This window comes from Nocardia sp. NPDC059240 (genome assembly GCF_042753865.1).
In the GTDB taxonomy this organism is placed as follows: Bacteria; Actinomycetota; Actinomycetes; order Mycobacteriales; family Mycobacteriaceae; genus Nocardia.
Genome location: NZ_JBHZAC010000022.1, coordinates 19,186 through 32,917, shown reverse-complemented (window position 1 = coordinate 32,917; position 13,732 = coordinate 19,186). Strand labels below are relative to the sequence as shown.

General features: G+C 68.4%; 10 protein-coding genes. 8 read left to right on the top strand and 2 right to left on the bottom strand.

All coding sequences use genetic code 11. The features are described from left to right. Window positions 1-2: 2 nt before the first annotated feature. From ACFXHA_RS44395 to ACFXHA_RS44365, 7 genes are all read left to right on the top strand, one after another. A complete protein-coding gene (locus tag ACFXHA_RS44395; RefSeq protein ID WP_379367312.1) occupies window positions 3-1,139 on the top strand; it encodes a hypothetical protein in 1,137 nt (378 codons plus the stop codon). After that, window positions 1,139-1,696, top strand: coding sequence for a hypothetical protein (locus ACFXHA_RS44390; protein WP_379367310.1), 558 nt, complete (start codon window positions 1,139-1,141; stop codon window positions 1,694-1,696). Before ACFXHA_RS44395 ends, ACFXHA_RS44390 begins: the two co-directional genes overlap by 1 nt. Before the next feature lie 237 nt (window positions 1,697-1,933). Beyond that, the gene (locus ACFXHA_RS44385; RefSeq protein ID WP_379367308.1) at window positions 1,934-3,973 is read left to right on the top strand and encodes an ArnT family glycosyltransferase; all 2,040 of its coding nucleotides are present in this window, start codon (window positions 1,934-1,936) and stop codon (window positions 3,971-3,973) included. 208 nt (window positions 3,974-4,181) lie between these two features. Beyond that, window positions 4,182-5,321, top strand: a complete 1,140-nt coding sequence (locus tag ACFXHA_RS44380) for a BTAD domain-containing putative transcriptional regulator (RefSeq protein ID WP_379367306.1) — start codon at window positions 4,182-4,184, stop codon at window positions 5,319-5,321. 148 nt (window positions 5,322-5,469) lie between these two features. Then, entirely contained in the window at window positions 5,470-8,142 is a 2,673-nt protein-coding gene (locus ACFXHA_RS44375; protein ID WP_379367304.1) for an alkaline phosphatase family protein, read from the top strand. An 81-nt stretch (window positions 8,143-8,223) separates the two neighbouring features. After that, window positions 8,224-9,459, top strand: a complete 1,236-nt coding sequence (locus tag ACFXHA_RS44370; protein WP_379367302.1) for a cytochrome P450 — start codon at window positions 8,224-8,226, stop codon at window positions 9,457-9,459. A 77-nt stretch (window positions 9,460-9,536) separates the two neighbouring features. Beyond that, a complete protein-coding gene (locus ACFXHA_RS44365) occupies window positions 9,537-10,106 on the top strand; it encodes a TetR/AcrR family transcriptional regulator (protein WP_379367300.1) in 570 nt (189 codons plus the stop codon). Between the two features lie 30 nt (window positions 10,107-10,136). Here the strand turns inward: ACFXHA_RS44365 and ACFXHA_RS44360 are convergent, their stop codons facing one another. Together ACFXHA_RS44360 and ACFXHA_RS44355 are read right to left on the bottom strand one after the other, a co-directional pair. Next, window positions 10,137-11,054, bottom strand: a complete 918-nt coding sequence (locus tag ACFXHA_RS44360; protein ID WP_379367298.1) for an alpha/beta hydrolase — start codon at window positions 11,052-11,054, stop codon at window positions 10,137-10,139. A 7-nt stretch (window positions 11,055-11,061) separates the two neighbouring features. Then, entirely contained in the window at window positions 11,062-12,525 is a 1,464-nt protein-coding gene (locus tag ACFXHA_RS44355; protein ID WP_379367296.1) for a flavin-containing monooxygenase, read from the bottom strand. 140 nt (window positions 12,526-12,665) lie between these two features. Between ACFXHA_RS44355 and ACFXHA_RS44350 the strand changes: the two genes are divergently transcribed. Beyond that, entirely contained in the window at window positions 12,666-13,706 is a 1,041-nt protein-coding gene (locus ACFXHA_RS44350) for an NAD(P)-dependent alcohol dehydrogenase (protein ID WP_379367294.1), read from the top strand. The last annotated feature ends 26 nt before the right edge of the window (window positions 13,707-13,732 follow it).

Below are 13,732 nucleotides of genomic sequence, written 5' to 3'. Positions count from 1 at the left end.
GCATGGGCACCGATCCGCACAACAAACCCGCACGACGAACCAGAAGCCTTCTTCCCCAGGCTCTTACGCTCGTTGCCGCCTCGGCAGCCGCCGTCGTCATGACCCTCAACGCGGGCAACGCCGCCGGTGAAACAGCCGCCGAGCGGTGCGCGCGCGAGACCGCGACCTACAACTCGACCTGGGAGTCCACGTGGCGGGCAGCCAATCCCGGCAATCCCGGGCCGCCTCCTGCGCCGCCGGTCCCGTACGTGTGTCACGACCCCGGCGACCAGTCGACGACCACTACGACCGCGCTCCCGTCGACCGCGCCCGGCCTCGCCCCGACCCAGCTGCCGGGTGTAGGTGTCGGGGGTCGGGCAGGTAACGCGCCCACCTCGCTGCCACAGGGAAACGGGACCGACATCGTCGCCGGTCCCCAAACATCGACCCGGATCCAGACCCCCGTGCCGGCCACGGCGAATGCGCCGACCTCGAGCCCGGTGCCGCTGCCGGCTACGACGGTGAGCCCGCCGGTGTCGGCGCAGCCCGTCAGCGGCTGCGGCGTCGACTGGCACGGCCCGCCCTGCGCGGATATCCAAGATTGCCCGCCCGGCTACGCCCTGGTCGACAACCCCGACTACGGGCAGGTGTGCTTCCAGGTCGAGATGCGCAACCCCAGCTACGGCGACCGCAGTGCGATCGCCGGCGGCGCCACCGCCGGTCCACTAGCCGGGCATTACTCCCAGGAAGTGACCGGCACGGCCACCGACACCGTCTCGGGCTCGATCACCAAGACCGACGGCACCACCCAAACACTCGGCACCAGCACCGAAGTCGGCGTCAAGGGCGAAGCCGGTATTCCGCTGCTGGCCAACGCCGAAGCCTCCGCCAAGATCACCGGCAGCTACCAATGGGCCGGAACCTCGCAAACGGCCGACACCAAAAGCACCAGCAACCAATACAGCACCAGCATCAAGCAGACGTTCAACATGGACATCCCGCCCTGCACGCAGCTCTCGATCGTGCCCGAGTACGCGCTGCTGCACTGGCGCATCGCCCAACGCTATTCCTGGCAGCCGATGGGCGAAGGGGACATGACCCACTCCACCGGCAGAATGAAAGCCGTCACCGACTCTGTCCCGCAGGAGTTCTGCAACTGATGATTCGGAGAACACTCAGCATGATCACGGTCCGCATCGCCGGCGTAATCCTGTCCACCGCAGCATTCGCCGCCACGGCCGCGTGCACATCCGGCAACGATGTCGCCGAACCCGCACCCACTTCCGCTGCGGCACCGAGCACGATCTTCGCCACTCCTGCATTCCCGACGCCCGTGACCCGCACCGCGCCCGCCGCGCCCGGTGACCGTCTCATCACTCAGGCCGACCTCTTCTGGAAAACCTACGGTGCGGCCGTGACCACGCTCGATTCCGGCGCCTGGCAGCCAACCACGCTGCCAGTCAAGGCAATGGTCGGCCCGGACTCGGCCGCCAGACACGTTGCCGATTCGGGCGACCAACTCAACGCCTGGATCGTCACGGGCGTGTGCTTCACCAGCGACTACCGTGTCGGCCTGGAAATCACCCCGCGGGAGGACATCCCGGGATTCGACCCCGCTGCCCCACCGGCGGAAGGCAACACCGACTCCGCGGGCCCCGGCGGGCGATGCACCAACGGATTCCTGAACCTGAACCTCACCGCGGATCCGCGCCGCTAGGCGAAGCGGATTCAACCAGCACTGAACAACCACTGAGCGGGTGGTGAACCGCAGTCCGCGCGACACCCTGAAGGGCACTTGAATCCGGTGCGCTTCAGGGTGTTTTCGCATTTCAGGCGGGCCTCGTCCAGGCTCACAGGTAACTCCCAGCCGCCTGGCAGCTCCCCGGCAAACCCGGCACATATGCTCCCCGCCGTCAGTGGGAATTGGCTGGGTAAACAAGGGAAGGCGGGTGGCATGTCGACCATCAGCGTCGCGGATGATGCGGCGTCGACCGGTGGGAGCGATGCAGGGCCCCTCGGTGACAACGAAACGTCGTCGAAAGACGAACGCACGTCCAGATGGTCGACGCTGCTCGTCCCACCCGGTCGGCCGGTCTGGGAACGACCGGCCACCCTGGCACTGCTGATCGCCACGGCGGTCATCAATCTGTGGGGATTGGGCGGCGCTGGCTGGGGCAACGGTTATTACGCCGCGGCCGTGCAGTCCGGCACTCAGAGCTGGAAGGCGCTGCTGTTCGCCTCGCTGGATTCGCAGAATGCCGTCACCGTCGACAAGCCGCCCGCCGCCATGTGGGTAATGAGCCTTTCCGGCCGGATCTTCGGCTTCAACTCGTGGTCCATGTTCGCCCCGCAGGCCCTGATGGGCGTCGCGGCGGTGACACTGCTCATCGCCGCGGTGCGGCGCTGGGCCGGACCGGCCGCCGGCCTGATCGCGGGCGTCGGCCTCGCGGTAACCCCGGTGGCGGCCTTGATGTTCCGCTTCAACAACCCCGACGCGCTCATGGTGCTGCTGCTGGTGGGTGCCGCGTACTGCACGGTCCGCGCCATCGATGCGGAAGGTGACCGTTTCCTCTCGGCCACCACCGGCTGGCTGGTCGGCGCGGGCGTGCTCATGGGCTTCGGCTTTCTCGCCAAGATGATGCAGGCATTCCTGGTGCTGCCCGGACTCGCACTGGTGGTGCTGGTGGCCGGGGCGGGCGGATGGCGCACGCGCATCGGGCAATTGGCGGCCGCGGGCGGAGCGGTGGTGGTATCGGCCGGCTGGTACGTGGCGCTGGTCGAACTGTGGCCCGCCGGATCCCGGCCCTACATCGGCGGTTCCACCGACAACAGCCTGTGGGATCTGGCCGTCGGCTACAACGGCCTGGGCCGCGTCCTGGGCAACAAGAACGGTGGCCATGGCCCGGCGGCCGCGACCACCACGACGGCGGTGCCCACCCCGACGGCGGTGCCGACTCCGACCGGAGCGGCCACGCCGACCTCGGCCCCGGACCCCAACCAGATGCACGGTTTCGGCGGATTCGGTTCGCAACCCGGTCTCACCCGCCTGTTCCACGGCGAGCTCGCCACCGAGTTCTCGTGGCTGCTGCCCGCGGCCCTGATCGCCTTGATCGCCGGACTGTGGCTGACCCGCAAGCTCGCGCGCACCGACCGCGTGCGCGCCGGTCTGCTGCTGTGGGGCGGCTGGCTGCTGATCACCGCGGCCATGCTCAGCTACATGAGCCGCAGCTTCCACTCCTATTACTCGATGGAGCTGGCTCCGGCGATGGCCGCGCTGATCGGTATCGGCGCGACCCAATTGTGGTCGCGTCGTGAGCATCTCGTGGCACGCGGCACGCTCGCGGTCATGTCGCTGCTGACCGGCGTCTGGGCCTTCGCCCTGCTCGGTCAGACTCCCGACTGGCTGCCGTGGCTGCGCTGGGCCGTACTGGCGTTGGCGGTGCTCGCCGCGGCGTTCCTGCTGGTCACTCCGCAGGTGCCTCGATTCGCCCTCGCCGTCGGCGTTTTCGCACTGCTGGCCGGGCTGCTCGCCCCGACCGTCTACACCCTCGAGACCATCACTCAGCCCCAGCTCGGTGGCAGCCCGATGGCGGGTCCGGCGCGCGAGAGCGACGACGGCCCGGGGCAGGGCGGCCCCGGCCAGCTCGGTGTCTCGGACCCGCGGATCATCGACCTGATCAATGGCAGTGACGCCCGCTGGGCCGCCGCCGCGCGCGGCGCACAGGACGTCGACGTCCTCGAATTGGCCACCGGCAAGGCCCTGCTCGCGGTGGGCGGCTTCAGCGGTCGCGATCCGTCCCCGACGCTGGACCGGTTCCAGCAGTACGTCGCCGACCATCAGATCGGCTACTACCTGATCCGCGAGCGGAAGCAGGACGGCGGCCGCCAATGGAACCAGGACGATGACTCCAACTCCACCCAAATCGCCGCCTGGGTCAAAGCCAACTACCAGCCCACCAAGATCGGCAACGTAGAGGTCTACACCTTCAACTGACCCGGCAATCGTGTCACCATGCACTGGTGCAGGCCCTACTCGGGAAACGCCTGCACCAGTGCATGTTCGTCCGCACGGCTGGGCGATGGAACGAAATGGCCGTCGGGACCGACCAGTTCGGTGGAGGAATTCGGCGGATGGGATGGGCGGGGCGGCCGTGGAAAGTTACAGTGGCGGGCGAGAACTGGGGCCGGGCGGGAGGTCGGCGATGGGTGAGCCGCGGGCTCAGGTGGGGATGCTCGGGCCGGTGCAGCTGACCATCGGCGGGGTCGAGCAGCAACTGGGTGGACCCAAGCAGCGCGCGGTACTCGCCTATCTGGCGATCAATGCCAACCGTCCGGTATCGGTCGATGCCCTGGCCAGTGCCGTCTGGGAGGACAATCCGCCGCCCGATGTCCGGGTCAGCCTGCACGCCATCATCTCCAACCTGCGCAAACCCCTGCGCGACGGCGGCATCGACGCGCGCACCGTGCTGCAGCACATGGGCACCGGCTACCGCATCGTCGTCGAGGACGCCGCCTGCGATGTCTTCCGCTTCCGGACCCGCCGCGAAAGCGGCCTGCGCGCCCTCGCCGCCGGACGCTTCGCCGCCGCCACCGACGCCCTCTCCGACGCCCTCGCCCAATGGCGCGGACCGGTGCTGTCGGATCTGCGCGGGCTGGGGTTCGCCGACGCCTACGCGGTGGCGCTGGACGACGAGCGCATCGGCGTGATCGAGGCCCGCGCCGAGGCCGACATCGCCCAGGGGCGCGCCGAGAAGGTCGTGCCCGAACTGAACCTGCTGGTGCGCGATCATCCACTGCGCGAATCGCTCTGGGAACAGCTGATCACCGCGCTCTATCTGACCGGACGGCAATCCGACGCGCTGGAGGCGGCCCGCCGCCTGCGCGGCATTCTCGCCGAGGAGCTCGGCATCGATCCGGGTCACCGCATCCGGGAGCTGGAATCACGCATCCTGCGCCAGGATCCGCTCAGCGTGCGCGCGGTCGGCGCGGCCTCGGCCACCCGGGCGACGACCATCGTCGACCGCAGCTGGCATGAACCGCAGGCCCTGCTGCGCGATCGTTTCGGCCACGTCTATCCGATCGTCGGCTCCACCACCCGCATCGGACGTCTCTCCGACAATGAGGTCGCGCTGGCCGACGGCCGGGTCAGCCGCCATCACGCGCTCATCATCGACAACGGGCACACCTGGGTGCTGAAGGATCTGCAATCCTCCAACGGCGTCTTCATCAACGGCGCGCGCGTGCTCGACAGCGGTCTGCTCTCCGACGGCGCGCTGTTGCGAATCGGCGACACCGAGCTGGTATTCGTTCTCGTACGTACCGACGACGACAACACCGGCTGAACAGGAGTGAACCCCACGTGACCGCAGTGCGACCTGCGGAGCCAATGATTAACTGACCCTTCATTGGTGATCCCCCTCACCGCCACGAACCCCCAAGCTCGGTCGGCGATCCTCGTGAGTAGCCGTTCCTATGCTCACAGGGGAGATCATGGATCGGAGGCGCTTTCTGAAGCACGCCGCGCAAGTGGGTGGTGCGGCCGGAGCCATGTCGATGCTCCCGCCGAGCCTGGCCCAGGCATGGGCCGAGCCGGCCCCGCCCGGCGGCTGGGATGCCATCGAGCACGTGGTCATCCTCATGCAGGAGAACCGGTCCTTCGACCACTACTTCGGCGGCATGCCGGGCGTGCGCGGCTACGCCGACCTCAACGCGCTGCAGCTGTCCACCGGACGCTCGGTCTTCCACCAGCCCGACGGCGGGCGCACCGTGCTGCCGTATCTCACCACGCTGCAGAACATCGACGGCACCGATCACGGAACCCGCACCGGCCATGACGCTTTCGCCTTCGGCAAGCACGACGGCTGGATCCCCGCCAAGGGTGAGGGCACCATGGTCGGCTACGACCGCGACACCCTCGGCTTCTACTATCAGCTCGCCGAGGCGTTCACCGTCTGCGACGCCTACCACTGCTCGGTGAACGGGCCTACCGACCCCAATCGCATGTACCTGTTCACCGGTACCGTGAAAAACCCACTGGCCCTGGACAATTACGCGGAATCGCTGCAGGTCTCGCTGTTCGCCGACGATATGAAGCTGCGCTGGATGCGCAGCCTGCCGGTGAGCGGGATCGTGGACTCCGTGCTCGGCCTGGTGCACGGAATGACCAGTGCGCTACCGCAATCCGTCACCGAGGCACTGACCGGACTGGTCGCGCCGCGCACCGGCAATCTGTTCCTCTACGACGCGCTGCTCTCACCCGACGCCGGGCGCTACGTCAACGATGTCATCTTCGGCCTGCCGTGGACCACCTACGCCGAACGGCTGCAGGAACGCGGCATCGGCTGGCGGGTCTACCAGGAATGGGACAACTACACCGACAACGCGCTGGACTTCTTCCTGCCGTTCCGGGAGGCGGCGCGCGCCGCGCTCAAGCACACCAATGGCGGGCGCGGTGTCGCCTTCGAGAACTTCTTCCGCTATTACAGTGACCTGCAACGGGATCCGAGTCTCGAACTGGCCTACGCCGCCGACCTGAAGCGGGGCATGGACGAGCTGTCGGCGGGACAGCGGGCGCTGGTGGAGAAGGGGTTGCTGCGGTCGCGCACGGGCACCCTGGTCGAATCCTTCCGCACCGATGTGGCGACCGGGCGGCTGCCCACGGTGTCCTGGATCGTCGCGCCCTACGTGGACTGCGAGCACCCGGTGATGGGCCCGCGCAACGGGCAGGCGCTGGTACACGGCGTGCTGGAGGCGCTGGCCGAACACCCCGAGGTGTGGAACAAGACCGTCTTCATCCTCAATTACGACGAGAACGACGGATATTTCGACCATGTCCCGGCGCCGACGCCACCGCCGGGCACGCCGGGCGAGTATTTCGGTAGCCATCACGTCGGTCTGGGTGCGCGGACGCCCGCGATCATCGTGTCGCCGTGGAGCAAACAGGCGGTGTGCTCCGAATTATTCGACCACACCTCGGTCCTGCGATTCCTCGAGCGGGTCACCGGTGTGGCCGAACCGAACATCAGCCCGTGGCGGCGGCAGCTGTGCGGCGATCTGTCCTCACTGTTCGACTTCGGCGCGCGCCGCACCCTGATCGTGCCCGGTACCGCGCCCCGCGCGGAGCAGTCCAGTTCCGGTGCCGCGCAGCCGCTTCCGTTCGTCCAGCGCATGCCCAAACAGCAGGGTGGCAGTCGAGCGCGGGTGCCGCTGCCGTATCGGCTGCAGACGCGGTGTGCACCGGGGGAGAAGGGCGGGGTGGCGCTCACCCTCGAGAATGCGGGTTCCGGCACCGCGCACTGCCTCGTGTATCCGAACGCCTTCGCCCTCGACTACACCCCGGCCCGATTCGATGTGCCCGGCGGCGGTGTCGTCTCCCGCGAATTCCCCTCCACGAATGGTTGTTACGACTACTCGATCTACGGTCCGGACGGATTCCAGCGCCGCTTCGCCGGTGATCTGCGTGGGCCGTGCGGCGACCTGCGGGTCAAGGTGACCGCCTCGGCCGCCGGACCGCGAAAGCTGGCCTTGGTGCTGGAAAATGCTGGCAAGCAGCGGGTTTCGGTGCAGGTGGCCGCCAATGCCTACCGTCACGACGGACCGTGGATCATCGATGCCGCCGCGGGTGGCACCGAACGCCGGGAGCTGACCTGTGCGAGTGACGCCGAGGGAGCGGGCTGGTACGACCTGTCCGTGAGCGCCGACATCGATGCCGGATTCCTCTGCCGGGCACGAGGATTCATCGACAACGGCGAGAGCGGGAATACGGCCGACGATGCCGCGCCCTTCGACCGGCTGCTGCTGGACCGGTCGCTGTACGAGCCCGGCAGGGACCTGGTCGTCACTTTCGGCCTCGCGCAGGCGGTGGCGGCACATCGGCTCGCGGTCTACCCGGATCCGGGTGGTTTCGCGGCCGGGGTGCCCACCGGTCCGGCGTTGCGGACCCTCGCGCTGGGGGATGGGGTGCTGCGCGATGAAGTCGTACTGCCGGTCGTCGCGGATCCCGGCATGTCGGCTGCGGCCGTCCCGGTCGCGGGCATCAGGCAGGTCGGCGCGATCGCCGATCCCACCCGTTCCGGACCGCTGCCCACCGGCTCCTACCTGCTGCATCACCTCGATGACGGGGATCGTGCGCTGGCCCGCCCGGTGCGTTTCCGGGTGCTGTAGTTCGATCCGGTCACCTGGTACAGGTCGGCTATTCTGCAACGGGTTCTAGACAGATCGCGCATTTTGTCTTACCGTCGGTTCATGAGTTCAACGGCGTCTCATGCGGTGCGATTCGAGCTGCGGTCCGGGGAGACCTGGCGCGACCCCTACCCCATGTATTCCCAACTGCGCGACCATGATCCGGTCCATCGGGCCGTCCCGGCGGATCGCGAATCCGACGACTTCTATGTCCTGACCCGGCACGCGGACGTGTACGCCGCCGCGCGGGACCCCGAGACCTTCTCCTCGGCCTCCGGGCTCACCGTCGACTACATCGACCTGGTGGCCGCCGGGTTCGGGGCCGCCAAGCCGTTCGTCTTCATGGATCCGCCCGACCACACCGACTTCCGCCGCCGGGTCTCCCCGGGATTCACACCGCGACAGGTGAATTCGGTGGAACCCGAGGTCCGGGCCTTCGTGATCGAACGCCTCGAGCGGCTGCGGGCCGCCGGATCCGGCGACATCGTCAAGGAGCTGTTCAAGCCGCTGCCGACCATGGTGGTGGCGCACTATCTCGGTGTGCCGGAACAGGATCGGGGCAAGTTCGACGCCTGGACCGAGAACATCGTCGGCGGCGCGGTGGCGGGCGCCGGATTGGCGGCGGGCGATCAGAACGCCTTCACCGCGGTCGGCGAGATGGTCGGCTACTTCAGCGAACTCATCGACCGGCGGCGCAAGGAACCCGGCGACGACACCATCTCGCACCTGCTGGCCTCCGGGCTGGGCGCGGAAGGCGACAACGAGGGCTTGCTCGCCATGCTCGGCTTCGCCTTCACCATGATCACCGGCGGCAACGACACCACCACCGGAAACCTCGGCGGTGCGGTGCAATTGCTGACCACCTTCCCCGAGCAGCGCCGCCTGCTGGTGGAGAACCCGGCGCTCATCTCCGACGCCGTCGAGGAATTCCTGCGCATGACCTCGCCGGTCCAGGGCCTGGCCCGCACCGCCACCCGCGATGTCGAACTGCACGGCGTCACCATCCCCGCCGGCCGCCGCGTGCTGCTCTGCTACGGGTCGGCCAACCGCGACGAACGCGAATTCGGCCCCACCGCCGCCGAACTCGACGTCCGCCGCAACCCCAAGCGCATCATGACCTTCAGCCACGGCCACCACCACTGCCTCGGTGCGGCCGCCGCCCGCATGGTCGCCCGCGTCGCCCTGGAAGAACTGCTCACCCGCTGCCCCGACTACACCGTCGACCTCGACAACGTCCAATGGGCGCACGGCAACTACGTCCGCTGGCCCATCGCGGTCCCGTTCCAGGCGACGGCCTAGCGACGCGAGTCGGCCCGGTGGCTCTGCCCGTCCGCCGCACGGGCAGAGTGTCAGCGAGTGAACCGAAGGGAGATCAGATGAGCCGGGACTGGCTGGCCGATGATCGTGCGGATCTGGCTGCCGAGCGCATTCTGGACGCGGCGGCGCGCTTGTTCGCCGAGCACGGCGTCACCGCCGTCGGCATGGGCGATATCGCCAAGGCCGCAGGCTGCTCTCGCGCCACCCTCTATCGGTATTTCGAGAACCGGCAGGCGGTTCGGCTGGCCTTCGTGCACCGGGAGACCCGGCACATCGCGGCGACGGTCTTCGCGCAGGTGGCCACGATCGAGGATCCGGGCGAGAAGGTGGTCACCGCCATGCTCGGTGCGGTGCGGGCCGTGCGCGCCGATCCGCTGCTGATCGCCTGGTTCCGGCCCGGGGAATCCGGTGCCGCGGGCCGGATCAGTCAGGACTCCGACGTCATCGAATCCATTGCGGCGGGGCTGTTCACACCCACCGCGCTGACCGATCCGGAACGCAGCCGCCTGGCCCGGTGGCTGACCCGCATCATCGTGTCCTTCCTCGCCGCACCCGGTCGTGACGACGAGGAGGAACGCGCCATGCTCGAGGAGTTCGTGGTCCCGGTCGTGGCGCGCGCCTTCGCCTGACAGTTTCGCCTGAGCGCCTTCGCTCGAGGGTCAGCGGCCCGCGCGGTATCCCGTGCGGTGACCGTAGACCCCGTCGGACAGCGCCGATGCGAGATCCGCGACCGCCTCGTGCGCCACCGCCATCGGCATGGCGTGGAAGACATGCCATAGGCCGCGATACTCGTGGTGGCGCAGGGGCGCACCGGATTTCGCCGCATGGTCGGCGAAGCGGCGCGCGTCCCCGGCCAGCAGATCGTCACCCGCCGAATGCATGACGATCGGTGGCAGTCCGGTGATGTCGCGGTAGAGCGGTGAGCGGGCACGCCGTTCGGCCTCGGGTGCATCGGGCAGATATGCGTCCATGAACTGGGTCATGAGCGGCGGATTCAGCAGCGGCTCCCGGCTCGGATCACAGTGGAACGCCGAGGAATCCGCCGACAGATCCAGTACCGGGCAGATCAGGCCCAGGATGGCGGGCTGCGGCCAATGCTTCTCGCGCAATCGCAAGGCCAGGTCCAGGGCGAGTCCGCCACCGGCCGAATCACCGACCACCGCAATGCGTTCGGCGGGAATGCCCTGGGCGAGCAGGGCACGATAGGCGGCCATGGTGTCGTCGATCGCGGCCGGGTAGGGGTCCTCGGGGGCCAGGCGGTAGTCCAGCGCGTGCACGGTGGTGCCCATGGCGGCGGCGAGTGCGCCGGTGAGCGTGCGCACCATGCGCGGCATGCCGATCACATAGCCGCTGCCGTGCAGGTAGAGCACCGCCGCATCGTCGGGAGCCGCAGGGGGCGTGAGGGTTTCGACCGGGATGCCGCCGAGCTGACCGGTCTCGACGGCGATCCCACGGGGTGCGCGGGCGAAAGTGGTGCCCGCGCCGACCCTTGCGCGGACCCGGGACCAGTCGGGGGCCGGGCCGAACCACCAGTGGCCGACGCCACGAGAGACGAAGCGCCACAATGCTGTTTCCATGATCGCGTCACTTCCCGATCGCGACGCGCTGCCGCAGGTCGTAGTCGATGGTGTCGGGGGTACTGCGGATCAGCTTCTCGTACGCGCCGGGCGTCCACGGCCACAACTCCGGCAGGCCGTCCTTGCCCAGGTACCAGCTCTGGCAGCCGGTGGTCCACACCGTGCTCGGCGCGGCCGCCCGCATGCGCGCGTTGTAGCGGTCGGTGGCGGCTCCCGTCGGCGCGATGGTCGCGAATTCCCCTGCCTGCCAACGCCGCAACCAGCCGACGATGCGCGCCGACTGGGCCTCGGCGACCGCGGTCAGCGGATGGTTGGCGAACGGGCTGTGCGGGCCGACGAGCATGAACAGATTCGGGAAGTCCGGCATCATGACGCCCTCGAAGGCGCGCGGTCCCGCCGCCCAGGCCTGGTCCAGGGTGCGGCCGCCGGCGCCGGTGATCGCCATCGGCCGCATGAAGGCGTGCGAGTCGAATCCCGTTGCGAGCACGATGATGTCGAGCTCGTGGCGCTGCCCGTCGGCGGTGACCACGGCGTCCTTGTCGATCCGGTCGATACCCTCGGTCACCAACTCGACGTCGGGACGCTGCACGACCCGGTAGAAGCGATCCGACACCACCAGCCGCTTGCACATGGCCTGATAGTCGGGGGTCAGCTTGCGGCGCAGCTCGGGATCCTTGACGGAGCGCAGATTCCGTTCCACCACCCACTGGATCAGGCGGCGCACCCGGCCCGGATGCACCAGACCCTGCGAGAACACCGCGAAGGCGGCGCGATTGAACAGGTAGGGGAGCTGCCCGAGGGCCGGGACGGCCTGGTACAGCCACTTCGACACCGGCGAGTAGGCCCGGTTGACGGTCGGCAGGATCCACTGCGGCGTGCGCTGGAACATGGTGACCCGCAGGACTTTCCCGGCCAGCGCACCGACCAGCTGGGTGCCGGTGGACCCGGTGCCGATCACGCCGACGCGCTTGCCGGTCAGGTCGATGTCGTGCTGCCAGCGCGCGGAATGCATGACGGTGCCGCCGAATTCGTCCAGGCCCGGAATATCGGGCCGGTTCGGGTGGTGCAGGAAGCCGGTCGCGCACAGTACGAAGTCGAACTCGCGGGTGGCGTCGTCGGAAGTGGTGACCTGCCAGGCGTTCCCGTCGAACACCGCGCCGGTGACCTCGGTGCCGAAGCGGGTATTGCGGTGCAGTCCGTGCTCGCGTGCCACCCCGACCAGGTATCGCTTGATCTCCGGCCCCTCCGAATACAGGTGCGTCCATTCGGGATTCATGGCGAAACGGAATTGGTAGTACCGCGACGGCACATCGCACACCAGGCCCGGATAGTTGTTGTCCCGCCACGTGCCGCCGTAGTCGGTGCCCTTCTCGTAGATGGTGAAGTCGGTGAATCCGGCCCGCTGCAGAGCCACGGCCATGCAGATCCCGGAGATTCCGGCCCCCACGATGGCAATCCGCGGTGAGTACATGGGACGGCAGCCTAGACAGCTGTCCTGGGTTCCGTCGACGGTTTCGGGAAATTCGGTAGACATTCCGTCAGTCGCTAGACTCGTTGTATAGCGAGTGCTACCGTGTGCCCCAGATCACAAGCTCGAGGCGAGGAAGCACGATGCGCGCACTGCAGTGGACCGGACCGGAAAAGGTGCAGATCAATGAGATCCCGGTGCCGGAGATCGGACCCACCGACCTGCTCGTCAAAGTGGGCGCGGCCGGGGTCTGCCACTCGGATCTGACGCTGGTCAACTTCCCGTACCAGCTGCGCGAGGACCCGCTCACCCTCGGCCACGAGATCGCCGGGACCATCGAGGCCATCGGCTCCGACGTGAACGGCCGCGAGATCGGTGAACGCGGTGTCGTGTACCTGTTCTGGACCTGCGGCGTCTGCCGCGAATGCGTCAGCGGCAATGAAAACGTCTGTCTCGCAGCGGGTCGCGTCGCCATGCCGCCCTGCCCCGGCCTCACCCTCGAGGGTGGCATGTCCGACTACGTGCGCATCCCGGCCAGTTCGTTCGTCCCCATCGGCGACCTCGACTTCCTGCAGGCCGCACCCGTCGCCGACGCCGCCCTCACCGCCTACCACGCCATCCGCGGCGCGCGAGAAGCCTTGCGCCCCGGCGGAACCGCCGTCGCCATCGGCATCGGCGGCCTCGGTCACGTGGCCCTGCAGATCCTGCACGCCATCTCCGGCGTCCGCGTGATCGCGGTCGACCAGGCCCAGGAGAAACTCGACCTGGCGGCCGACTGCGGAGCCGACATCGGCTTCCTCTCCGGCGACGACACCGCCAAGCACATTCTCGACCTCACCGACGGCCGCGGCGCAGACGCCGTCTTCGACTTCGTCGGCGTGAACGCCACCGCCAAACTCGCCTGCGAATCCGTCGCCCCCAACGGCGCCTACCGCATGGTCGGAATCGGCGACGGCGCACCGGAAATCACCGCCGGCCCCGCCGGCGGTCCGGGCTGGCCCTGGGGCGCAACCGTTCGAAAGTCTCTCGGCGGCACCCGCTCCGACCTCCACGCCTGCGTAGCCCTGGCCCAAGCCGGCAAACTCCACATGGAGGTGGAACGCTTCGACCTCACCGACGGCCCCGAAGCCCTCCGCCGCCTGGACGCGGGTCAAATCCGCGGCCGCGCAGTCCTCGTCCCCTGAACCCGTTCTCGCAGCAGAATTTCCGT

Coding starts and splice junctions, on each gene's coding strand:
- ACFXHA_RS44395 (WP_379367312.1), top strand. CDS start 3: ATGGGCACCGATCCGCACAACAAACCCGCACGACGAACCAGAAGCCTT.
- ACFXHA_RS44390 (WP_379367310.1), top strand. CDS start 1,139: ATGATTCGGAGAACACTCAGCATGATCACGGTCCGCATCGCCGGCGTA.
- ACFXHA_RS44385 (WP_379367308.1), top strand. CDS start 1,934: ATGTCGACCATCAGCGTCGCGGATGATGCGGCGTCGACCGGTGGGAGC.
- ACFXHA_RS44380 (WP_379367306.1), top strand. CDS start 4,182: ATGGGTGAGCCGCGGGCTCAGGTGGGGATGCTCGGGCCGGTGCAGCTG.
- ACFXHA_RS44375 (WP_379367304.1), top strand. CDS start 5,470: ATGGATCGGAGGCGCTTTCTGAAGCACGCCGCGCAAGTGGGTGGTGCG.
- ACFXHA_RS44370 (WP_379367302.1), top strand. CDS start 8,224: ATGAGTTCAACGGCGTCTCATGCGGTGCGATTCGAGCTGCGGTCCGGG.
- ACFXHA_RS44365 (WP_379367300.1), top strand. CDS start 9,537: ATGAGCCGGGACTGGCTGGCCGATGATCGTGCGGATCTGGCTGCCGAG.
- ACFXHA_RS44360 (WP_379367298.1), bottom strand. CDS start 11,054: ATGGAAACAGCATTGTGGCGCTTCGTCTCTCGTGGCGTCGGCCACTGG.
- ACFXHA_RS44355 (WP_379367296.1), bottom strand. CDS start 12,525: ATGTACTCACCGCGGATTGCCATCGTGGGGGCCGGAATCTCCGGGATC.
- ACFXHA_RS44350 (WP_379367294.1), top strand. CDS start 12,666: ATGCGCGCACTGCAGTGGACCGGACCGGAAAAGGTGCAGATCAATGAG.